Annotated in this window: 19 protein-coding genes; 11 read left to right on the top strand and 8 right to left on the bottom strand. The window is 63.5% G+C overall.

Going from position 1 to position 21,285, the window contains the following annotated elements:
- Positions 1 to 71: 71 nt before the first annotated feature.
- Together C2U70_RS30320 and ggt are read right to left on the bottom strand one after the other, a co-directional pair.
- Positions 72 to 533: an FKBP-type peptidyl-prolyl cis-trans isomerase gene (locus C2U70_RS30320; RefSeq protein ID WP_140982300.1), complete on the bottom strand. Its 462-nt coding sequence runs from the start codon at positions 531 to 533 to the stop codon at positions 72 to 74.
- A gap of 60 nt (positions 534 to 593) precedes the next feature.
- Positions 594 to 2,180 (bottom strand): gamma-glutamyltransferase, encoded by a 1,587-nt coding sequence (gene ggt, locus C2U70_RS30315; protein WP_140982299.1) that lies wholly within the window; start codon positions 2,178 to 2,180, stop codon positions 594 to 596.
- A 185-nt stretch (positions 2,181 to 2,365) separates the two neighbouring features.
- Between ggt and C2U70_RS30310 the strand changes: the two genes are divergently transcribed.
- Positions 2,366 to 3,118, top strand: a complete 753-nt coding sequence (locus tag C2U70_RS30310; protein WP_140982298.1) for a rhodanese-related sulfurtransferase — start codon at positions 2,366 to 2,368, stop codon at positions 3,116 to 3,118.
- Positions 3,111 to 3,317 carry a SlyX family protein gene (locus C2U70_RS30305; RefSeq protein WP_140982297.1) on the top strand — a complete coding sequence of 69 codons (207 nt, stop codon included), beginning with the start codon at positions 3,111 to 3,113 and terminating at the stop codon, positions 3,315 to 3,317. The genes C2U70_RS30310 and C2U70_RS30305 overlap by 8 nt, the downstream gene beginning before the upstream one ends.
- A 172-nt stretch (positions 3,318 to 3,489) precedes the next feature.
- Here C2U70_RS30305 and C2U70_RS30300 read toward each other — a convergent pair whose 3' ends face one another.
- Together C2U70_RS30300 and C2U70_RS30295 are read right to left on the bottom strand one after the other, a co-directional pair.
- Complete coding sequence (locus C2U70_RS30300) at positions 3,490 to 5,391, bottom strand: sensor domain-containing diguanylate cyclase (RefSeq protein WP_140982296.1); 1,902 nt, start codon at positions 5,389 to 5,391, stop codon at positions 3,490 to 3,492.
- A 176-nt stretch (positions 5,392 to 5,567) separates the two neighbouring features.
- Positions 5,568 to 5,777, bottom strand: a complete 210-nt coding sequence (locus C2U70_RS30295; RefSeq protein ID WP_186294567.1) for a hypothetical protein — start codon at positions 5,775 to 5,777, stop codon at positions 5,568 to 5,570.
- A gap of 110 nt (positions 5,778 to 5,887) precedes the next feature.
- Here C2U70_RS30295 and hemE point away from each other — a divergent pair, with 110 nt between their 5' ends.
- Positions 5,888 to 6,922 (top strand): uroporphyrinogen decarboxylase, encoded by a 1,035-nt coding sequence (hemE, locus tag C2U70_RS30290; RefSeq protein ID WP_140982294.1) that lies wholly within the window; start codon positions 5,888 to 5,890, stop codon positions 6,920 to 6,922.
- Positions 6,923 to 7,042: 120 nt separating this feature from the next.
- On the opposite strand, the gene hemC is transcribed toward hemE, so the two are convergent.
- The 3 genes from hemC to C2U70_RS30275 all read right to left on the bottom strand — a co-directional run bounded on the left by hemC (position 7,043) and on the right by C2U70_RS30275 (position 10,320).
- Complete coding sequence (gene hemC / locus C2U70_RS30285; protein WP_186294566.1) at positions 7,043 to 8,023, bottom strand: hydroxymethylbilane synthase; 981 nt, start codon at positions 8,021 to 8,023, stop codon at positions 7,043 to 7,045.
- Between the two features lie 24 nt (positions 8,024 to 8,047).
- On the bottom strand, positions 8,048 to 9,664 hold the full coding sequence (locus C2U70_RS30280) for a GMC family oxidoreductase (protein ID WP_140982292.1): 1,617 nt from the start codon (positions 9,662 to 9,664) through the stop codon (positions 8,048 to 8,050).
- Between the two features lie 65 nt (positions 9,665 to 9,729).
- Positions 9,730 to 10,320, bottom strand: a complete 591-nt coding sequence (locus C2U70_RS30275; RefSeq protein ID WP_140982291.1) for a TetR/AcrR family transcriptional regulator — start codon at positions 10,318 to 10,320, stop codon at positions 9,730 to 9,732.
- A gap of 104 nt (positions 10,321 to 10,424) precedes the next feature.
- Between C2U70_RS30275 and C2U70_RS30270 the strand changes: the two genes are divergently transcribed.
- Positions 10,425 to 10,790: a nuclear transport factor 2 family protein gene (locus C2U70_RS30270; protein ID WP_140982290.1), complete on the top strand. Its 366-nt coding sequence runs from the start codon at positions 10,425 to 10,427 to the stop codon at positions 10,788 to 10,790.
- 14 nt (positions 10,791 to 10,804) lie between these two features.
- Here the strand turns inward: C2U70_RS30270 and C2U70_RS30265 are convergent, their stop codons facing one another.
- Entirely contained in the window at positions 10,805 to 11,755 is a 951-nt protein-coding gene (locus C2U70_RS30265; protein WP_140982306.1) for a hypothetical protein, read from the bottom strand.
- Between the two features lie 198 nt (positions 11,756 to 11,953).
- Between C2U70_RS30265 and C2U70_RS30260 the strand changes: the two genes are divergently transcribed.
- From C2U70_RS30260 to C2U70_RS30230, 7 genes are all read left to right on the top strand, one after another.
- The gene (locus C2U70_RS30260; RefSeq protein WP_140982289.1) at positions 11,954 to 13,915 is read left to right on the top strand and encodes a putative bifunctional diguanylate cyclase/phosphodiesterase; all 1,962 of its coding nucleotides are present in this window, start codon (positions 11,954 to 11,956) and stop codon (positions 13,913 to 13,915) included.
- A 162-nt stretch (positions 13,916 to 14,077) separates the two neighbouring features.
- Positions 14,078 to 15,553, top strand: a complete 1,476-nt coding sequence (locus C2U70_RS30255) for an ABC transporter substrate-binding protein (RefSeq protein ID WP_140982288.1) — start codon at positions 14,078 to 14,080, stop codon at positions 15,551 to 15,553.
- A 9-nt stretch (positions 15,554 to 15,562) separates the two neighbouring features.
- Complete coding sequence (locus C2U70_RS30250; RefSeq protein WP_140982287.1) at positions 15,563 to 16,720, top strand: carbohydrate ABC transporter permease; 1,158 nt, start codon at positions 15,563 to 15,565, stop codon at positions 16,718 to 16,720.
- Positions 16,717 to 17,901, top strand: coding sequence for a carbohydrate ABC transporter permease (locus C2U70_RS30245; RefSeq protein WP_246666905.1), 1,185 nt, complete (start codon positions 16,717 to 16,719; stop codon positions 17,899 to 17,901). Before C2U70_RS30250 ends, C2U70_RS30245 begins: the two co-directional genes overlap by 4 nt.
- Positions 17,902 to 17,905: 4 nt before the next feature.
- Positions 17,906 to 18,988: an ABC transporter ATP-binding protein gene (locus C2U70_RS30240; protein WP_246666904.1), complete on the top strand. Its 1,083-nt coding sequence runs from the start codon at positions 17,906 to 17,908 to the stop codon at positions 18,986 to 18,988.
- 124 nt (positions 18,989 to 19,112) lie between these two features.
- Positions 19,113 to 19,556, top strand: a complete 444-nt coding sequence (locus C2U70_RS30235) for a CBS domain-containing protein (protein ID WP_140982286.1) — start codon at positions 19,113 to 19,115, stop codon at positions 19,554 to 19,556.
- A gap of 1,180 nt (positions 19,557 to 20,736) precedes the next feature.
- The gene (locus C2U70_RS30230) at positions 20,737 to 21,159 is read left to right on the top strand and encodes a DUF6294 family protein (RefSeq protein ID WP_140982285.1); all 423 of its coding nucleotides are present in this window, start codon (positions 20,737 to 20,739) and stop codon (positions 21,157 to 21,159) included.
- The last annotated feature ends 126 nt before the right edge of the window (positions 21,160 to 21,285 follow it).

Here is a 21,285-nt window from a genome sequence, read left to right as displayed (position 1 = left end):
TTCTTGGCGCTGCGGGAAAGGTCGTGGATGGGCGGGACAAGCCCGGCCATGACGACGTTGGAACGGTACAGTCACTTCACCCCGAGCAATTCCACGTCGAACATCAGCGTCGCGTTCGGCGGAATGACGCCGCCGGCGCCGCGGGCGCCGTAGCCGAGTTGCGGCGGGATGATCAGCGTGCGCTTGCCGCCGACCTTCATCGAGGCCACGCCCTCGTCCCAGCCCGCGATCACGCGGCCCTTGCCGATCGGAAATTCGAACGGCTCGTTGCGGTCGACGGAGCTATCGAATTTCTTGCCCTTCTTGCCGTTCTCATAGAGCCAGCCGGTGTAGTGCATCACGCAGATCTGGCCGGGCTTCGGCGAGGCGCCGGTGCCGACGACGTTGTCGATGATCTGCAAGCCTGAAGCTGTGGTCATGGTTTTTCCTGCTGTCTGGGCCGATGCCGTGGAGACGAAGTCCGAAACGCCGCCGATCACCGTGATCGCCAGCGCCGACATGATGGCGAGGAGTGCGCGCTGAAAACGCTGCATAAGACACCTTCCGTTTGAGGCGGAGAGGTGTCTAGCGCAACGCACCCGACGTGACCAGCCTCAATAGCCCAGCGCGCAGCCGTCCTTGCGCGGGTCGGAGCCGCCGGTCAGCGTGCCCTTCTCCCAGTCGATCCAGATCGCCTGGGCGCCGCCGAGCGGGCCGACCACGCTGGTGGTCTTGTGGCCGAGCTTCTTGAGGCCCTCGACGATTTCGGCCGGCACACTGTCCTCGAGCTGGTACTGGCCCTCGTAATGCAGGCCGCGCGGCATATCGATGGCTTCCTGCACGTCCAGGCCGTAGTCGAGGATGTTGGTCAGCACATGGGTCTGGCCGGTCGGCTGATACTGCCCGCCCATGACGGCGAACGACATCGTGGAACGGCCGCCCTTGGTGAGCAGGCCCGGCATGATCGTGTGCAGCGGGCGCTTGCCGCCTTCGATGCAGTTGGGATGGCCCGGCTGGATGCGGAAGCCGCCGGCGCGGTTCTGCAGCAGCACGCCGGTCTTGTTCGAGACGATCGCCGAGCCGAAGGAATGCGCGACCGAGTTGATGAACGAGCAGACGTTGCGATCCTTGTCCACGACAGTGATGTAGATCGTCGACGGATTCATCGGCGGCGCCACGTTCGGCAAATCGAGCATGCCGTCCATGCGGATCTTGCTGATGTACTCGTCGGCAAAGCCCTTTTCGAGCATCTCGGCGACGTTGATCTTCATGTGCTCGGGAGAGGCAACATGCATCTCGCGATTCATGTAGGCGATGCGCGCGGCTTCCGCCTCGAGATGGAAGCGCTCGACACTGAGCGGGGCGAACTTGGTGAGGTCGAAGCGCGACAGGATGTTGAGCATCAACAATGCGGTGACGCCCGGGCCGTTCGGCGGGCACTGCCAGACGTCGTGGCCCTTGTAGCTGGTGCCGATCGGCGTCGTGACTTCCGTCGTATGCGCGGCGAAATCGTCCAGCGTGTGCAGGCCGCCGATTCCGCGCAGCGTCTCGACGATGTCCTCGGCGACCGCGCCCTTGTAGAAGGCGTCGCGGCCGTCCTTGGCGATCGCGCGCAGCGTCTTGCCGAGCTCGGGCTGGCGGATCACGTCGCCGGCTTTGGCCGGCTGTCCGTGCGGCAAGAGATAGCGCTCGGTGTTGTGGCCCTTCTTCAGCTTCTCGAACTGGTTCTTCCAGTCGAAGGCGATGCGGGGCGAAACGACGTACCCCTCCTCGGCCGCCTTGATCGCCGGTTGCGCGAGCCGGTCGAAGCCGAACTTGCCGTGATCGCGCAGCACGGTCGCAAAGGCGTCGATGACGCCGGGGACCGAGACCGCATGTGCCGAGGTCAGCGGCACGGAATTGATCTTGCGCTCGAGATACCAGTCGGCGTTGGCCGCCTTCGGCGCCCGGCCGGAGCCGTTATAGGCAATGATCTTGCCCTCGCCGCGCGGCTGGATCAGCGCAAAACAGTCGCCGCCGATGCCGGTCGATTGCGGCTCGATCACGCCGAGCAGCAGGCTGCCCGCCACGGCCGCGTCGGCCGCCGTGCCGCCCTCGCGCAGCACCTCGATGGCCGCCAGACTCGCCATCGGATGCGAGGTCGCCACCATGGCGTTCTGGGCGTGGACCGTGGACCGGCCGGGGAAATGGAAGCTTCTCATGCCAATGTTGCTCTGACGTTATGCTGCGCGGATCGCGCGCGCCGTTGAATTCCGGGCCTTCATGACACATTCGGGCGGGCCCAAGCAATGGCTGGCATACCAGCGAAATGCTGCCATCCGCCCAGGGAATGGGGCCTGATTTCTGCGGGTTTTCCGGGCCGCCCGCGCCTGCTAAACGAGCGCCCATGATTTACAAGGTCGCCGCCCTCTACCAGTTCGCAGCACTCCCGGATTACCGGGAGTTGCGCGAGCCGTTGCGCGCCTTCTGCGCGGGCCTCGGGATCAAGGGCAGCGTGCTGCTGGCCCAGGAGGGCATCAACGGCACGGTCGCAGGGTCAGCCGAGGCGATCGACGCGCTTGCTCACGAGCTCGTCCATGGCGCGCTGTTCGGCGGCCGGCTCGACAATCTCGAGCTCAAATTCTCGACCGCCGAAGCGATGCCGTTCGGCCGGCTCAAGGTGCGGCTGAAGAAGGAGATCGTCACGCTAGGCGATGCGGCCGCCGATCCGACGCGGCAGGTCGGCACCTATGTCGATGCCGCCGAATGGAACGCGCTGATCGCCGCGCCCGATACGCTGGTGCTGGACACCCGCAACGCCTTCGAGGTGGCGATGGGGACCTTTGAGGGCGCGGTCGACCCGAACATCAAAAGCTTTGGCCAGTTCAAGGATTTTGCCGCCGCGCAGCTCGACCCGGCCAGGCACCGCAGAATCGCGATGTTCTGCACCGGCGGCATCCGCTGCGAGAAGGCGAGCGCCCATCTGCTCGCGCGCGGCTTTGCGGAAGTTTATCACCTCAAGGGCGGCATCTTGAAATATCTGGAAGAGGTGCCGGAGGCCGAGAGCCGATGGCGCGGCGAATGCTTTGTATTCGACGAGCGCGTCGCGCTCGGTCACGGCCTGCGCGAACGGACCAGGGAGCCGGCCAGCGATGAGTGAGATCAACGAACGGATCGACGCGCTCGAAACGCGGCTCGCCTATCAGGACCAGACCATCGAGCAGTTGAACCAGACCATCACCGCGCAATGGAAGCAGATCGACGCGCTGACGCGGCAGATCGCCCAGCTCGGCGAGCGCCTGCAGGAGGCCGAGGCGAATGCCCCCGGCCCGGCCAACGAACGGCCCCCGCATTATTGAGCTCTCGTGCCCCGGGCGCAGCGCAGCGCCCTTCGCGGTGCGCTGCTGAACCGGGGCCCATCGTTGCGGCAAGGAAAGTACCGGGTCCCGGCTCAGCGCCGCATCGTACCGGACGATGCTTCGCATCGCCGGGAACGCTGCGTCGCGTCCGGGACACGATGGCCCTGACCGCCTACTGCCCCGACGCCATCGGCAGGTTCATCACCTCACCCGACATCACCAGGCGATCTCGCCCGGACTGTTTTGCGACATAGAGCGCGCGGTCGGCGGCTTCCACCAGGGAGGAGGTTCCGGCCGAACGCTCCAGCGCCGGGCGACAGGTGGCGCCGCCGACGGAGACGGTGACGACGCCTGCGGGCAAATTGGAGGCGTGGGCGAGGCCGGCCTCGCGGATGGCCTGGCGCAGCTTCTCGCCGATCCGCGCGCAGCCCGCCGCGTCCGTGTTCGGCAGCAGCACCGCGAACTCCTCGCCGCCATAGCGCGCGGCGAGATCGCTGCTGCGATGCGCTTCGGACGCGAGAATTTTCGCGACCACCCGCAGGCAGGCATCGCCGGCGGGGTGGCCATATTCGTCGTTGTAGGACTTGAAGTGATCGACGTCGATCATCACGAGGCCGAGGCTGGAGCGGTCGCGATAGGCCCGTGCCCATTCCTCCGCCAGCCGCTCGTCGAACCGGCGGCGGTTGGCGAGCCCGGTCAGGCTGTCCTCGATCGCCAGCGTCTCGAGCCGGTTCTCCAGGTTCTTCTGCTCGGTGATGTCGCGCGAGATCGCCACCACGCCGTCGATCTCGCCGTCATCCTTGCGCGTCACGCGCATGCTGGATTCCAGCCAGATCTCGTCCTTTTCGCGGTGCCGGCTGCGATAGGTGACACGCGCCTCCTCCTTCTCGCCGCGCTTCAGCGCCTGGACGACGGCATGGACGTTGGGAAGGTCGTCCGGATTGACGCCCGCCAGCGCCGGCGTCCCGATCAACTGGCTGGCGCGCCAGCCGACGACCCGCAGGGCCGACGGCGAGACGTAGCGGATGCGCTCGTCGAGGCCGATGCGGGTGACCATGTCGCTGGAGCCTTCGGCGAGCAGGCGGAAATGCGCCTCCTTCTCCACGAGTGCGGCCGCCATGCGCTGTCCCCGCCGCAACTGGCCGACCAGCACCGCGCCGATCAGGCCGATCAGCATCACCAGCGCGAGCACGAACAGCATGCGGGAAATGGCGTCCGCCCGCCACGGCGCCAGCAGTTCCTCCTTCTCGACGGTCGCGAGCAGGACGAGCGGGAAACGCCCGCTGCGCTTGTAGAAGCTGACGCGCTCGACGCTGTCGAGCGGCGACTTGAAATGATAGGCGCCGCCGGGCCCGCCCAGCGCGGGATCGCGGAACAGCGGCTTGTCGGCGACGCTGCGCCCGACATATTTGGCATTGTCCGGATTGCGCGCGATGATCAGGCCGTCGCCATGCACGAGCGAGACGGAGCTGTTCCGGCCGATCTCGAACTGCCGGTAGAAGTTCGCCAGATAATTGGCGCTGATGGTCGCGAGCACCACGCCGCCAAAGCTGCCGTCCTTCTTGTTGAAGCGACGCGACAGCGTGATCACCCATTCGCCGTCGATCAGGTTTTTGACGGGATGGCCGACGAACGCCTCCCGTTTCGGCGAAAGCTGATGATGGCGGAAGAACGCGTCGTCGTTGAGCGTCGAGGAGACCGCGCCGGCCGAGGTCAGCCAGTTGCCCTGGTCGTCGATGATGGCGAGGCTGTGGATGCGCTCGATCGCCTTCTTGCGGGCTTCGAGCAGGTTGCGGAGTTTTGCGATGGTCGAGGAATCGGTGCCGTCCATCTCGAGCCTGGAGACGACGCCGACCACGCCGGAATCCAAGAGGTCGAGGCTGTCCTCGGCGTGCTGGGTCAGCGACCGCGCCAGGTTCGCCATTTCCGCCTCGGCACCCTTCAACAGCGCGTCGCGCGAACTCCATTCACGCCAGCCGCTGATGCCGAGGATCGCCGTGCAGGTGAACACGACGAAAGCGGCAGCCCACAACGGCAGGCGCCTCATACCGGCTCTGGCGGTCACGACGTCCATGGGCGAGGAATCTCCAGTTGCTGGAAAATCCTCCCCTTCTGTTATCGAACCCTGAAAACGGCGGCGAAATTCGCTTCAAACTGCGCCGTTCACCGTAGTCCTACTGTGCCCAGGATCGTTTGATCACTAACGATCGGTTATGAATCCCGCTTGTTACCGGCCGCCCTGCGGGGGCTTCAGTGGAAGAAGGCCTTAACCTTGGCCCACAGCGAGGGGTTTTCGGCTTCGGCGTCGGCCTTCGACGGCGTCGGCTGCGCGGCGCTGACGGGATCGGATGCAGGGAACGTATCCATCAGCCCGCGATCCAGCGCGGCGTCGGCGGCAAGCGCATCGCGCAGATCGTCGGCGTGCTTGTCATGGGGCGCAGGATTGAATTTTTCAGCCATCAGGAAACCCTCCATTTGCGGGTCAACGCCGGCGTTTTGCACTGGTTCCCCTGTTGGCCCTGCGGCATCGGCGGTGTATCAGGAACCGCAACTTTTCCGAGGACCCTTCGTTGACCCAATCCTCTGCAAAACCCTTCATCGACGTGCTCTCGGGCCAGCGGCAAGCCATACCGCCGGTCTGGATGATGCGGCAGGCGGGCCGGTACCTGCCGGAATACCGCGAGGTCCGCGCCAAAGCTGGCGGGTTCCTCGATCTCTGCTTCACGCCGGAACTCGCCGCCGAGGTGACGCTGCAGCCGATCCGTCGTTTCAATTTCGACGCGGCGATCATCTTCTCGGACATCCTCGTCATCCCCTACGCGCTCGGCCGCTCCGTGCGCTTCGAGGTCGGCGAAGGCCCGCGGCTCGATCCACTGGATGATCCCGCAAAGGTCGCGACGCTGGCTGCGCGCGCCGACTTCGCAAAACTCGAGCCTGTATTCGAGGCGCTGCGCATCGTGCGCCGCGCGCTCGATCCAAAAATCGCGCTGATCGGCTTTTGCGGCGCGCCGTGGACGGTCGCGACCTACATGGTGGCTGGCCAGGGCACGCCGGACCAGGCACCGGCGCGGATGATGGCCTACCGGCATCCCGAGGCGTTTGCGAAAATCATCGACGCGATCGTTGCGAACTCGATCGACTACCTGCTCGGACAGCTCGCCGCCGGCGCCGATGCACTGCAGATTTTTGATACCTGGGCCGGCGTCCTGCCGCCGGCGGAGTTTGCGCGCTGGTCGGTCGAGCCGACCAGGCGAATCGTCGCAGGCGTCCGCGCCAAAGTGCCGGACGCCAAGATCATCGGCTTCCCCCGCGGAGCCGGCGCATTGCTGCCGGGCTATGTCGAAGCGACCGGCGTCAACGCGGTCAGCATCGACTGGACCGCCGAGCCGTCCTTCATCCGCGAGCGCGTGCAGTCGAAGGTCGCAGTTCAAGGCAATCTCGATCCGCTGGTGCTGATCACGGGCGGCGATGCGCTGAATCGTTCGGTTGACACCGTGATCGAGGATTTTGGCAAGGGACGCCTGATCTTCAATCTCGGCCACGGCATCCAGCCGGAGACGCCGATCGCCCATGTCGAGCAGATGATCAAGCGCGTGCGGGGCTAAGGCTCTCGCATCGTCATTGCGAACGCAGCGAAGCAATCCAGAATCCTTCCGCGGTGATAGTCTGGATTGCTTCGCTGCGCTCGCAATGACGGAGTACGCGGCGCACCCCGCGCCTCAACCTTATCGCGGCCGGCTGCGCTCGATGATTTCGGCGGCGCCTTTTGCCAGCAGATCGAGCCCCACGGCGCGGCCGAGCTCGCGCGGGCGGTTGGCTGGGCCTGAGCGCGAGGCCTCGATCATGGTATTGCCGGAGAGATCGAGCACGGACGCGCTGAGCTGCATCTGATCGCCTGCGATCTCCGAATAGCCCGCGATCGGCGAATTGCAGTGGCCGTTGAGCACCCACAGCACCTCGCGCTCGGCGTCGGCACAGGCATGCGCGGCGGGATCGTCGATAGCAGACAGAATCTGTCGCGTCGTCCAATCCTGCGCGGCGCATTCCACCGCGACGATGCCCTGCCCCGCCGCCGGCAGCATCTCGGCCGGCGAAAACTCATAGGCGATGCGATGCGCGAGGCCGACGCGGTCGAGGCCCGAGCGCGCCATGATCAGCGCGTCCGCCGGGCCCACCGCGCCGCCATCCGGCAGGCGCTGCTTCTCGCCATTGTCGAGCTTTCGCACGCGGGTGTCGGCGGCGCCGCGAAAATGAATCACCTCGATGTCCGGAAACAGCCGACGCGCATAGGCCGCGCGCCTGACGGCATTGGTGCCGAGCTTGAACCCCTTGCCGCGCGAGGCCCTGATCGCATCCAGGGTAACGCCCGCGCGCAGCACCAGCGCGTCGGTCGGCGGATCGCGCGACAGCGTGGCGCCGATCACAAGACCCGGCGTGTCCTCGTTGCCCGGCATGTCCTTCAGGGAATGCATGGCCGCATCGAGCTCGCCGGCCAGCACCGCGGCGCGAATCTGGGCCACGAAGGCGCCGCCCTTGCCGCCATGCGGCAGCAGCTTGCTGGTCTGGTCGGTATCTCCAGTGGTGTCGAACTTGACGATCTCGACATCGATGTCAGGCACAGCAGCAGTCAGGCGGCGTGCGATCTCTTCCGTCTGCGCCAGCGCCATCGCGCTTTTGCGCGTGCCGATCCGAAACCTCGTAGCCAAGCCTGTCTCCATCGTGGGCGCAATTTACCGCGCATCCTCCAATATCATGTCCGAGGCCTTTTCGGCGATCATGATGATCGGCGCGTTGGTATTGCCGGACACGAGGTCCGGCATGATCGAGCCGTCGACGACGCGAAGACCCTCGATGCCCTTCACTTTCAGCCGCTGGTCGACCACCGCAAGCGCGTCATTGCCCATACGGCAGGTCGAGGTCGGATGGTAGATGGTGCTGCCGCGCTGGCGGCAGAAATCCAGCAATTCGGCATCCGTCGCGACCTTGGTGCCGGGATCCTCTTCCCCGACCACGAACGGTTTTAGCGCCTTCGCGTTCAGTATCCTACGCAGGAATTTCAGGCCCTCGACATTGGTGGCGCGGTCGGTCTCGGTCGACATGTAGTTGATGCGGATTTCCGGCGGCATGGTCGGGTCCGCGCTCCTAATGCGCAGGGACCCGCGGCTCTCGGGGCGCAACTGGCAAATGGATGCCGTGAAGCCGGAAAAGGCATGCAGCTTCTCGCCCATCTTGTCGGTCGAGAACGGCAGGAAGTGGACCTGGATGTCGGGCGAGGCCAGCCGCGGATTGGTTTTGAAGAACGCGCCCGCGGTGCCCGCGGCAATCGTCAGCCAGCCCTTGCGGAAGAGCGCATAACGGATGCCGGTGAGCGTACGGCTGATCGGATTGTTGATGGCATCGTTGAGCGTCACCGGCTGCGAGGCGCGCATCACGATGCGCACCTGCATGTGGTCCTGCAGATCGTGGCCGACGCCCGGCGCATCCAGCACGACGTCGATGCCGTGCTTGCGCAGGAGATCGCCGGGACCGACACCCGAGAGCTGCAGCAGTTGCGGCGAATTGTAGGCGCCGCTCGACAGCACGATCTCCTTGCGCGCCCGCGCATGGCGCACCTCGCTGCCGACCTTGTATTCGATGCCGACGGCGCGGCGGCCCTCGAACAGCACGCGCTGGCCGAGCGCCGAGGTCTCGATCCTGAGATTGCCGCGCGTTTTGGCCGGGCCGAGATAGGCGACCGCCGTCGATGCGCGGCGGCCGTTGCGCGTCGTGGTCTGGAACAGGCCGACGCCTTCCTGCGAGGCGCCGTTGAAATCGGGGTTAAAGGGCAGACCGGTTTCGATGGCGGCGTCGATGAAGGCTTTCGACAGCGGATCGGTGACGATCATGTCGGAGACCGGCAGCGGTCCGCCGGCGCCGTGATATTCGCTGGCGCCGCGCGCCTGGTTTTCCGCCTTCTTGAAATAGGGCAGCACGTCGTCAAAACCCCAGCCGGTGTTGCCGAGCTGACGCCAGCGATCATAATCCTCGTGCTGGCCGCGGACGTACAACAGACCGTTGATCGAGCTCGATCCGCCCAGCGTCTTGCCGCGCGGCTGGAACACCTGCCGTCCCCCGAGTTCGGGCTCCGGCTCGGTCTGGTACATCCAGTTGACGCTCTTCTCCTTGAACAGCTTTCCATAGCCGAGCGGCACGTGGATCCAGATGTTGGAATCCTTTGGGCCCGCTTCGAGCAGCAACACGGAATGCTTGCCGTTCGCGGAGAGGCGGTTGGCGAGCACGCAGCCGGCGGAGCCGGCGCCGACGATGATGTAGTCGAATTCGGGGGCGGATTGCAGGGAGGAGGTCATGGCTTGACGGTTCTTGTTGTTGATTTGGGAAGCGGGCGTTTCCGATCTGACGTCCCTTAGCATAGTCACGCACGCCGGCGCAGCGCCTCGACCAGCGACCTGAACGCACGGGCGTATTCGGCCCCTGCCCTTGCAATATCGGCGCGTCCGGCGCAGGCGACCGCGGCCTCCGTCACCGCACCGAGCAGCAACCGCGCCAGCGGCTCGACCGGCTGGCGTGCGATCAGCCCGGCCTCCATGGCGGCCGTGAGCGCGCGCGGCATCTTGCCGCCAAAATGCTGCGCGTCGATCGCGCGCCACTTCTCCCAGCCCAGCACCGCCGGCCCATCGCGCAGAATGATCTGGCCGGTCGCCCCCTTGGCGGTCGCGGCAAAATAATGCTGGGTGCCTGCGACCATCATCGCGAGCACGTCCTTTTCGCTGCGCACCGCGCGATCGATCTCCTGCACGAGATCGCGGGAGACCTGATCGAACACGGCCTCGAACAGCGCCTCCTTGGTCTTGAAGTGATGATAGACCGCGCCCTTGGCGACGTCGGCCTCTTCGGCGATGTCGTCGACGGTGGTGGCGGCAAAGCCCCGCGCCCCGAACAGGCGACGCGCCGCGCTGAGGATCGCCTCCGTCGTCGCAGCCCGCCGCTCCGCCTGTTTTGCCATGGGTTCCTGTGTAGTCGAAGCCGGAGCGCGCGGCCAGTTGACTTTTCGACTGACGGTCGGTATTTACCGACCAACAGTCGGTTTTTATCCGAGGGAGCACCGCGATGCCGAGCCGTGAGATCGTCGAAGCCTTTGCGAAGCGGCTGGAGGATGGCGACTTCGTCGGCGCGATCCTCGACTACTACACGCCTGACGCCGCGACCTATGAGAACCTGGCCGAGCCCGTGGTCGGCCGCGACAACCTCGTCGCCAAGGAGCGCGCCGTGCTGGCGCGCACCAGGGAGGTCAAGGCGGTGCGCATCGGTCCGAGCCTGATCGATGGTGACCACGTCGCCTCGCGCTGGAAATTCTTCTTCACCAACGCCGAAGGCGTGACGCGGACGCTGGAGGAGATCGCCTGGCAGACCTGGCGCGGCGACAAGCTGATCGAGGAGCGCTTCTTCTACGATCCCAGGCAGATGGCGGGCTGAGTATCTTGGGACCGCTATAGCGCGGTCAGCGCGACAACCACCAGGCCGACGACAGGCGCAAGAAACTGAACGGCCTGCCACAGGGAGCCGTCGATCGACCAGCGCCCATAGACGATCGAGGTGCCGGTTGAGCCATCGTGCTGAGGCCCGGACCGATCCCGAAATGCCTTCCACCGCGCCTCGACGGGCCCGAGGAACTCCTCAGGTGTAACGGTCATGTCGGCGCTGTTCAGCACCACCTGCATCATCGCTCCCTTCGGCCGGAACATCGCGTCCGCACCGGGAGGCTCGAAGAAGCTCCGCTTTGGCGCGATGGACCGCTCATAGAAATCCTTACCGACCAGGACGGCCGCACTCGGAGCGATGAACGGCACTCCCGACGCCAGCGCGATCTCCAGGCGCCCTACCCCCCAAACCTCCTGCCAGGGAATGGACAGACCGTTCAGCCAGGGCCTGTGAAACTGGATGCACACGGGAGACAGCGTGATGATCGGCCGGTCCGCGTAGACGTGCCGATAGAGCGCGAACCCGATCCACCCCAATCCGAAGTAGATCAGCATCCAGCCGAAAACATTCGGCGGCGGGTTGACGATGTTGCTCCAATAGAGGCTGCGGGAGACGCCGACGTAGCCGGAGCGGCCGATCGATCCGCCGACGGCGAGGCTAACGGCGCTGATGACGATCGTGACGGCAATCAGGATGAGGAGGCCGATCAAGAAATCCAGCGGAAGCGGCAGGTCGGACTGTCCGATCAGGACCGTGAGCACAAAGCCTGCGAACACCACACCCAGCAGGACCACATAGACGGCAGCCAGAGCCGCGCCATTGACGCCGTGGCTCTCGGCGTGAAGCACGAATGCGAGGCCGGCGACGCAGCCCCATAGGCCCCATGGCACGCGGTCCATCCGCCATTTGTCCATGGTGTATTCGACGGTCCGGGAAACATCGGCTGAAGGATCGCTCATGGACAACCCCTTAAGCTTTCGCAGCGCTGTTCTCACACCCATCGCATTTGTATCGATTTGTTATCGATACTGCACGTTCGTCGCACTCATCGCATCCAAGTGATTTCACCAAAGTGGGATAGTTCATAGTTCGTCAAAGGTTTGCAGCGAAATCTCCGACCCGAGCCGGGAAACGGCCAAATGCTGCTAGGCTCTGGAATGCGGACCCAACTGACCTCTTACTTCGCGCGGCTGTTCGCCGGCGAACTGTCCGTCTTTGGCGGACCCGCAACCGACGAAGCCACGGCCGGCCATGTCCGCGCCGAGCAGATGTCGCTCGTGCTCGGCTACTCCGTCGGCATCATGCTGGCCAACGCCTGCAATGCCGCGGTCCTCGCCATTGCACTGTGGCACTCGCCGGACCGGACTTTTGCATTGGTCTGGGCCGTTGCGGTTGCCGGCGCGGCGATCCTGTTCGGCCTGCAATCTCACGCCTCGCGCCGGATCACAAAACCGCAATTCGTGTCGCGTCGCGCCATGCATCGGCTAGTGCGGAACGCATTCCTCCTCGGCACCGCCTGGGGAATTGTTCCGGTGGCCTTCTTCGCCAACGCCTCGACCGGCGGCCAGCTGGTCATCACCTGTCTTTGCGCCGGCATGCTGGCGGGCGGCGCGCTTGCCTTCTCCACGATCCCGATCGCGGCGATCGCGTTCACGAGCCCCCTCTTCGTCGGCATCGGCATCTGCCTCTCCAGCGACGGCGATCCGGCCTATCTACTGATGGGCTTTCTGGTCGTGGTCTACGGAACCGTGCTGCTGCGCGGCGTGTTCGTCAATTCCATCGCCTTCACGCGTCGTGTGGTCCGGCAGCTCGAAGCGGAGCGGACGGTCCGGCAGGATCCCCTGACGCATCTGCCCAACCGCATCGCCTTCAACGAGACGCTCGACGCCGCCCTGAAGAGGCTGGCCCTGTCGGGCGAAGAATTTGCGGTGCTGCTGCTCGACCTCGATCGCTTCAAGGAGGTCAACGACAAGTTCGGCCACCCCGGCGGCGACGCATTCCTGGTCCAGGTCGCAAGCCGCCTGCAACGCTGCACGCGCGCAGCCGAGCATGTCGCACGCATCGGCGGCGACGAGTTCGCGCTTGTCATGTCCAACCTCGCTCGGCCGGAGGACGCGCTCGATATCGCCGAGCGCTTCGTCGCTGCTTTCACCGAGCCGTTCCTGTTCGAGGGCCGCGAGATCCTGGGGGCGACCAGCGTCGGCATCGTGCTGGCCCCGCGGGACGGCAACACCCCGCTCGACATCATGAAGAACGCCGATGCTGCGCTCTACCGCGCCAAGAAGGCCGGACCGGGCACGGTCTGCTTCTTCGAGGCGGCCGACGACAAGGCGTCACGCGACCGCAAGGCGCTGCAATCGGACCTTGAGGGCGCCATTGCGCGCGACGAACTGTTCCTGGTCTATCAGCCCTTCCTCAGTCTCGGCGAAAACCGGATCACCGGCTTCGAGGCCCTGCTGCGCTGGCAGCATCCGCAACGCGGACTGGTCCCGCCCAGCGAATTCATTCCGATCGCCGAGGAGACCGGGCTGATCCACGAGATCGGCGAGTGGGTGATCCGTCGCGCCTGCGCAACGCTGGCGGAGTGGCCGGGAGATATCCGGGTCGCCGTGAATTTCTCGGCGGCACAGTTTCACAACACCGGCATCCTCCAGACCGTCGTACAGGCGCTGACCGAGGCAGGCGTCGCCCCGCACCGCCTCGAGGTCGAGATCACGGAATCGATGCTGCTGTCGAAATATGGCTCGGCGGAATCGATCCTCAACACGCTGCTGCAACTCGGCGTCACCGTCGCGCTCGACGATTTCGGAACCGGATTCTCTTCCCTCACCTATTTGCGCAAGCTGCCGTTCAGCCGCATCAAGATCGACCAGTCCTTCATCCGCGACATGCTGGTGCAGCCGGACTGCGCCGCGATCGTGAAGTCGGTGATCTCACTGGCGCAGGACTTAAGGATCGGCGTGGTCGCCGAAGGCGTCGAGACATCAGATCAGCTCGAATATCTACGCCAGATCAGTTGCGACGAAGTCCAGGGCTATCTCATTGGCCGGCCGATGGCGGCCGATCAGGTGCCGTCGCTGCTCGACCCGAAGAAGCAGCGGGCGACTTACGCGGCGTGAGCGCAGCCGGGTCTTGCTGCGCTTGCACATCGCCCCCCGGGATGAGGCGTCAATCGGCAAATTAAAGTTGCATAGGCTTTTCCGGACAGCGAAATGCTGTAGGCTGGGAATTGCGAGAGCTTAAGGCTCGGCACTTCAAAAAAATCGACACGGGAGGGACCTATGGACATTCGGAAGCTCGCGGCAGCTGCCGCGTCGGCTGTCGCCCTGTGCGGGTGGTCAGGCATCGCCGGCGCCGGCCCGTATGACGGCATCACCATCAACATCCTGACACGTCCGGGACCCGTCATCGCCGGCGCCGTGTCCCAGCGCGGCAAGGAATTCGAGAAGCTGACGGGCGCCAAGATCATCGTCAACGAAGTGCCGTATGCCGAGATCTTCCCGAAGGTCCAGCAGGACTGGTCCACGGGAACGAACTCCATCGACGTTGCCATCTTCGCTGCCGGCTGGGGCGTGGAGCTCGCGGCGGCAGGCTTGCTCGAGAACCTCGATCCCTACATCGCGAAGGACAGCAAGATCGACCTCCAGGACATCGCGCCCTATTTCCGCGAGTTTGCCCAGAAGATCGGCGGGAAGACGATGGTGATCCAGGTCGATGGCGACTTCCAGATGGTCTATTACCGCAAGGACATCCTGGAAAAGAACAAGCTGCAGCCGCCCAAGACCTGGGACGACTATCTCGCCATCGCCAAGGCGATCAACGGCCAGGACATGAGCGGCGACGGCAAGCCGGGCTACGGTTCCTGCATCTTCAAGAAGCGCAACGCGCAGAGCTATTTCGCCATCCAGACGATCGCGTCGACGATCGTTCAGACCCAGGGTACGGCCCAGGGTTTTCAGTTCGACAACGCCACGATGAAGCCGCTCGTCAACAACGCCGGCTGGAAGAAGGCCTTCGAGCTCTACAAGGAGACGAGCAAATACGGACCGCCTGAAGAACTCAACATGGACATCGGCGACACCCGCGCCTTGTTCAAGGCAGGCCGCTGCGGCCTCCTGATCGAATGGGGCGATCCGGGTCCGCTGCAGCTCGAAGACGACGCCAAGGGGATCAAGAACAAGCTCTACGCCACCAATGTCGGTTCGAAGGAAGTTTTGGACCGCAAGACCGGCAAGCTCGTTCCTGTCAGCAAGGAGTCCGCGCCGAACGCGATCGACGGCGTCAACTATGCTCCGTTCTCGGCCTTTGGTGGCTGGGCCGGTGCCGTCAACGCCAAGTCGAGTGCCAAGGTCAAGCAGGCAGCCTACGACTTCCTGTCGTACGTCAGCCAGAAAGAGCAATCCAACGTCGACGTCACCATGGGCTGGACCGGCTTCAACCCGTACCGCCTCAGCCAGCTCAAGAGCACGGACCTCTGGGTGAAATCGGGCATGGATGAAGGCCTTGCCAAGAACTACATGGGCGCCATCAACGATGCCCTCAACAACCCCAACATGTCGTCGGACCTCAAGATCCCCGGAGCGCAGCAGTACACCGGCGTCGTTCTCGACACCGAGCTGGCGCGCTATATGGCCGGCGAGATCACCGTGGACGAGGCCTTGAAGAACATCGAGGCCGGTTGGGACAAGATCACCAAGGATTTTGGCCGCGACGAGCAGATCAAGCAGATGGCACTCGCCGTCGGACCTGCGAAGTGAGCGAGCCTGATGCTTGATGGGACCGCTGCGGGCCAGCCGGGGATTTCCCCGGCTGGACTTTCTCGGAGTGAAAGCTGGGGCGAGTGGCTTGACCGCCATTCGCGGACGTTCTTCATCGCCCCGGCTGTGACGCTCGTCCTGCTCTTTGCGATCTTCCCGACCTTCTACACCATCGTCTTTGCGATCAGCCATGTCAGGTTCTCGGCCACCGGTCTCAAATTCCGGACGGTCTGGTTCGAGAATTTTGCGGCGCAATTTGCCGGCAACCAGCAGGTTCACTTCCTCGGCCGCTTCACCAGCATGAGCATCGCCGGCTGGGTCTTCAGCCTCGTGATCGCCGGCGCCCTCTCGTGGTGGCTCTATCGCGCCGTCGTCAGCGGAACCGGCTGGGTTGGCCTCGCCGGGCGGTTGATCAGCGCCGCCATGGCGATGTTCATTGCGCTTCTGTTCGCCGCCACTCTCCTTTCCGGCAACCAGTGGGGCACGCTGCTCAACACCCTGTTCTATGTCGTCGTCGGCTGCTCCATCCAGTTCGTCATCGGCCTGATGCTGGCGTTCCTGTGCTCGCAGCCCGTGAGCGGCAAGAATTTCTTCCGCGTCCTGTTCTTCATCCCGCTCATGATCACCCCGCTCGGCGTGGGCTATGCCTTCAAGATGATCCTGGACGTGACCAAAGGTCCGTTCCAGCCGTTCTGGCAATTCGTTGGTCTCGGCAATTGGGCGTGGTCGACCGACGCCTGGGCCGCGCGCTGGTTCGTCATCCTGGGCGACTCCTGGCAGTGGATCCCCTTCATCTTCATCGTTCTGCTCGCAGCTCTCGAGAACGTGCCCAAGGATCATGTCGAGGCCGCCCAGGTCGACGGCGCCTCGAGCTTGCAGATTTTTCGCGAGATCACCTGGCCGCAGATTCTTCCCGTGGCCGCAACCGTCATGCTCATTCGCATGATCGAGGCGTTCAAGATCGTGGATCTGCCCAACATCATGACGGCCGGCGGGCCCGGGATCGCCACGGAGTCCATGACGCTGCATTCGCTGTTTCTCTGGCGCGCCAACAACATGGGCGATTCCGCGGCCGTGGCTTATCTGCTCCTGATCCTGACCGTCGTCGTGTGCTCCTCGTTCTTCAACTTTGTGGTCCTCAAACGCATCAGAGGGGCGCGGGCATGAGCGGGCCGGGTTACAAGCTTTCCAGGGACCACCGGACCCTGAGACAGCGCCTGTTCGAGCCGCCTGCGGTCGGCAAGATGTCCCTGATGGCCAACCTTGTGGCCTGGGCCATCCTGCTGTTCTGGTCGCTGTTCGTGCTGTTTCCGATCTATTGGGTGGTCATCACGGCCTTCAAGGATGCGGCGACCGTCAATAACGGGCCGTTCTTTATCCCGTTTGTCGATTTCCAGCCGACGCTGAAGGGTTGGACGGCGCAATTCGCCACGGACCCCAATTGCGATGCCTGGTCGATCGGCCGCCAGCTTGTCCTGCTGGTCAACAACCTCTTCGCCTTCATTCTGTCGCCGATCGTCACGATCGAACGAATGGAGCCGCAGATCTGCAAGGTCTACCTCGCCTATACCAATTCCTTCGTGATCAGTTTTGGCGCCACCGCGCTTTGCATTGCGGTCGGGTCCATGGCGGCCTACGCGCTGGCGCGCATCAGCTACAGGCCGAAATTCGGGAATATCGTGGCGTTCGTGCTGCTGTCCCTGGTGGCGATCGTCGCCTCCAATTATTTCGATGTTCACTGGGCGATCTCAGGCTCGGTTGCCCTCGCTTTGTTTTTCCTGCTGGCCCGCAGCCTGGGGCGGCGCTTCAAGACGACGCTCGGAAATAACGACATCCTGTTCTGGATCGTGTCCCAGCGCATCCTGCCACCGATCGTCGTCATCATTCCCGTCTACATGATGTTCCAGTCCGTCCGCATGATCGACACGCATCTCGCGCTGATCATCGTTTATGCGGTCGCCAATCTGCCGATCGTCGTCTGGCTCATGCATGACTTCTTTGCGAATCTTCCCATTGAACTCGAGGAATCGGCACAGCTCGATGGCTCGTCACGCTTCGAGATATTTTGGGACATCGTGCTGCCCCTGACCCGTCCGGGGCTCGCCGCGACCACCCTGCTGACGCTCATTCTCAATTGGAACGAGTATCTGTTCGCGATCTTCCTCACGACGGCCAAGGCCCAGACCATGCCGATCATGGTTGCCGCCAAGAACACCGGCGAGCGTGGCATCCTCTGGTGGGAGATGTGTGCCATCATCATGATCATGATCCTTCCCGTGATCATCATGGCGATCGTGCTGCAGCGCTATATCGCCAAGGGCGTCCTGCTTGGTGCGGTCAAGGGATGAGCGGATGAACAACATGGTTTCCGCCGCCGCTCGCCAGGTCCCGGTCCGCTTCGACAATGTGCGCAAATATTTCGGTCCCGTGAAGGTGCTCGAGGAATTCAACCTGGAGGTTGCGCCGGGCGAATTTCTGGTGCTGCTCGGCGCGTCCGGCTCGGGCAAGACCACCGCGCTCAGGATTCTCTCCGGCCTGGAGACCGCTACCGCCGGCCGCGTCCTGATCGGCGACCGCGATGTCACCGACGTCCTGCCGAAGTACCGCGACATCTCGATGGTGTTTCAGTCCTACGCGCTCTACCCGCACAAGACCGTGGCCGAGAATATCGGCTTTCCGCTCAAGGTTCGCCGTATTCCCGAGGCCGAGCGCACCGCCGCGATCAAGGAGGCCGCCGCGCAAGTGCAGCTCCAGACCCTGCTCGATCGCTACCCGCGGGAGCTCTCCGGAGGTCAGCGTCAGCGCGTGGCGCTGGCACGCGCCATCATCCGCCGCCCGTCGGTGTTTCTGATGGATGAGCCGCTGTCAAATCTCGATGCAAAACTTCGTGGTCACATGCGCGCCGAGCTGAAGCACATGCAGCAGTCGCTGGGCATCACGACCATTTATGTGACGCACGACCAGATCGAAGCCATGACGCTCGCCCACCGGGTTGCCGTTCTGGAAAAGGGCATTCTGCAGCAACTCGATACTCCGGCGAACATCTACAACGATCCCGCCAATCTGTTCGTCGCCCAGTTCATCGGCTCGCCGCCCATGAACATCATCCATGGCGCGCTGGAGGGCGAAACCTTCATGGGCCACGGCGCCCGGCTGGTGTCACCCGTGCCGGGCCGGATCGCCAGGGCCGTCCTCGGCGTGCGGCCTGAAGACTGCACCATCGTCGCGCACGACAAGGGCGATCTGAAGGGCGAGATCTACGCCAACGAGCTGATCGGCGACCACACGCTCGTGACGGTCAAGGCCGAAGGCGACTTCGTCGCCGTGAAAGCCTCCAACCAATTTGCCGGCCGGCAGGGCGATCGCATCGGCGTCTCCTTGACGCCGTCCCGCACATTCGTCTTCGATGCAGAGAGCGGCTTGCGCGTGCGGTGAGCGGACGCATTTTGCCCCATGGCAGCCGGCGACATCGCCGCGGTGCTGACGACGCCAGATATTTCGACTATGCTTCAATTCCGACCATCAAGGCGGGGCGGAACAGGTCCACGAGGGGACATCGATGAGCACGGTCAAAAACGCTCTGGGTCAGAAGAGTGGCGCCCTGATCCATGTTCGTTCCGGCGACATGGTCGTCGAAGCCTTGCGCCAGATGCGCGACAACCGGGTCCGGTCGGTGCTGGTCATCGACGACGACGTGCTGGTCGGCATCGTGACCCAGGGTGACTGCGCCATCAAGGTGCTGCTGCCCGGGCTCGATGCGAAGCAGACGCCGGTGAGCCAGGTGATGACGGGCAACCCCGTCACGGTCAAGCCGGACGATCAGCTGGACGGCTGCATGGCCATGATGGCCCGGCGCGGTTTTCGCCATCTGCCGGTGCTGGACGCGGGCAAGGTCGTGGGCGTGATCTCGGTCGGGGACGTCGTCAAGAACATCATCCGGGATCTCGAGCACAACGTGGACGACCTGATGGGCTACATCATGAAGGACGGCCCCGGAGGCTGACAAACGAACCGCGCGGTGCCGTCGCCTCCCGCGCGTATGTTGTGGCCTAAATCCTGTTCGGGAAAACCCCCGGGCTAACCATCGTCGATGCGTTGCGAGATGACGATGGGTAGCTTGGGTGACCACTTGTTACTCGCCAGGTCATGAGCGTGGACGCAGCCGTTATAATCCCCGGGTCTGCCTGGGGATAAAGAACTGGTGCCAGCGGTAATCCATCCCCCCGATGCCGATTGATTTTGGATGGCCCTCACGCGCTCGGCATGATGTCGCTGGCCATTGCTGGACATCGTGTAGACATCAACTTGACCGCCCAAGGTGTAGTTTGAACCTTGGACCCTGAGGTTGCCGTCGAACTCGTACGTTCCCACGGCACTCCGACGAAGGGTAAATCATAGTGGCCGCTTATCGATGGGTCATGCATCCAACCCGCGCCGGCAGGACATGGACGAGGCGCAGCGTTCCCCGCATAAAACAGGGTTTGGCAATCCTTGCACCATCTCCCGCCTTGCTGGTTTGAGGGCGTCGTTCCGTCGTCAACTTGCACAGCGAAGTTTGAAAACCCGTTGATCGTATGCCGCCCGCCCGCCGGACATGAACTGCTTGCTTGGCCGGGACCATAAAACAGCGCCCGGCATTTCCCGCACATGCGCCAGCCAGGTTGCTGGTTTGGGCCAGCCGTCCCGTGCTCGATGAGTAGCATGAAGTAGCTCGCGCTTGTGTGGCCGTCGTGAGCACCTCCAGCCGGACACACACCGTTGGGCGGCCCGGAAAACAAAACCTGGCAGCGGTGATACCAAGTCCAGCCAGACGAGTATGATGCAGCCATGGAAGCCTCCTGTGTCGGTGCCAAGTCGATCAACGTCCGCCGTTCCACCCCTTCTCGATGCACAACCTAAAATAGCATAGCTTGACGATCGGTCGCAACAAGGCGTTGCTCCCCAATGTTCACCTGGTCGTGCTTCGTTTCGGGCTGCTTCCTTGAAGCCATGGAAATCGAACAAAGAGCTATTTGCTGCGGGGCGCGCTGTCGGCGCAGCTTCCGACCCCGGCGGCTCACCGCATGCATTGGAGAATGAGGGCTCAAGGCATGTTGATTGAAGCTGCGCGACACTTGCGTTTCGCTTAACGCAAGGTTGTAGTATCCTGACTTGTCAACCACTGACGAGGAAAGGAGAGTAAAATGACAACGGCATATCCAAACAAGTCGCTATTTACACCCAAATCGCCGAAGCAGATGGAAATCATGCCGGAGCGAATGGTGTTCAGCGGAGTGACAGTTGGTGCTGCAAACGCTGTCCAAAGCACGAAGATCTTTCAGTGGGGTACCCAACGCGTCGGGGACTGTTCGATGGAATTTCCAATGTTGGAGCTCCGCACCAACGGGTGGTTCACGTTTTCCGGCAATTTGAGATCAAGCGGAAATGATGATTCCTGGGGTATTCTTCATTTCGATTTCAAGCAGGCCAATGGGCTGGTGTTATGGTCGTCAGGACAGTTTTGGAGCCCGACAATCGGAGATTGGGCGCCATGGATAATTGACTCGGCCTACCCGGCACACTTGTTTGATACGATACAAATCATGCAGTTTTTCAGTCATTGTTGAATAGCGGGTGCTCGACACGTGCCCGGCCGGCGACGCCGGAAAATTCATTTCCGGCGCCGCTGTCCTTCCGGGGCATCCGAGACTTTCATCAGGCGGGATGCTTCAATGATCAAGATTCGTCCGACT

Origin of the sequence: Bradyrhizobium guangdongense, assembly GCF_006483445.1 — a bacterium.
Classification (GTDB): domain Bacteria; phylum Pseudomonadota; class Alphaproteobacteria; order Rhizobiales; family Xanthobacteraceae; genus Bradyrhizobium; species Bradyrhizobium guangdongense_A.
Note: the sequence above shows the minus strand (reverse complement) of the source record. Positions and strands in the feature narration are given on the sequence as shown.